Source organism: Amaricoccus solimangrovi, assembly GCF_006385685.1.
Lineage (GTDB): Bacteria > Pseudomonadota > Alphaproteobacteria > Rhodobacterales > Rhodobacteraceae > Amaricoccus > Amaricoccus solimangrovi.
Window position 1 is genome coordinate 1 of sequence record NZ_VFRP01000122.1, and the last position, 771, is coordinate 771.

Annotated in this window: 1 protein-coding gene; it reads right to left on the minus strand. The window is 45.3% G+C overall.

Annotated features, from left to right (window positions below; all coding sequences use genetic code 11):
* Positions 1-157: 157 nt before the first annotated feature.
* Positions 158-604 (minus strand): hypothetical protein, encoded by a 447-nt coding sequence (locus tag FJM51_RS26515; protein WP_181164742.1) that lies wholly within the window; start codon positions 602-604, stop codon positions 158-160.
* Positions 605-771 lie beyond the last annotated feature (167 nt).

Below are 771 nucleotides of genomic sequence, written 5' to 3' on the forward strand. Positions count from 1 at the left end.
CGAAGGGGATACGAAACAATGCTCGACTACTACAAGAAAGTAGCTCCACAACTTAACGAACCGCTGTATGCGAGACCCGCTTGTACAGTGGTGTGTGAGGCGCTCCCCGTCAGCTAACGCTGGCGGGGCCGTCTACACGATTGGCGTTTCGTTGTTTTTATTTTTTCTGCTCGTCCCACATTTCCTGAATCCTGCCCCACCATTCAGTAGCCCATTGCTTCAGGTGGTCAAGCGTCAGAGGTTCACCGTTATTATTGAAGATGCGGTAATCTGTTGCTGTCAAAGTCAATTCACCACCAGCAATTTCTTTCGAGCTGTTGCAATGAAGCACGTAAGTATCAGGTGGAGTATAGGTATAGCTTTGAACTTCAAGCCCCAGTTTATCCATGGTCTGTGGGTCGCTGGTTATTCTTTTTTCTGTTTCTCGAAGTGCAAGAAGCTTTGATTTATTAGCTTCATCGTCTCTGAACACAAAGTATTCACACAGTAAACTCCTACACCCCGACAGCTCAACTTTTATTTGATACTCCATTACGGCAAGATTCCACACTTGTCCCCAAGGAATCACAATCTCTAAGGTCATAGTTTCCCTGTCTTTGCTCACGCTCTTTATCTCAAAGTCGTGAAACATTGAAAACAGTTCTTCTATCTCTTTTTGTTTATTCATGATTCCAATGCACGCCAACGATTAGTCTAGATGGTGTTTCGTTGGAGGATCGCTGTGCTCTGCAAGTTCCTCCAATGGCATCTAGACAGTGTTGGTCGAGGTTG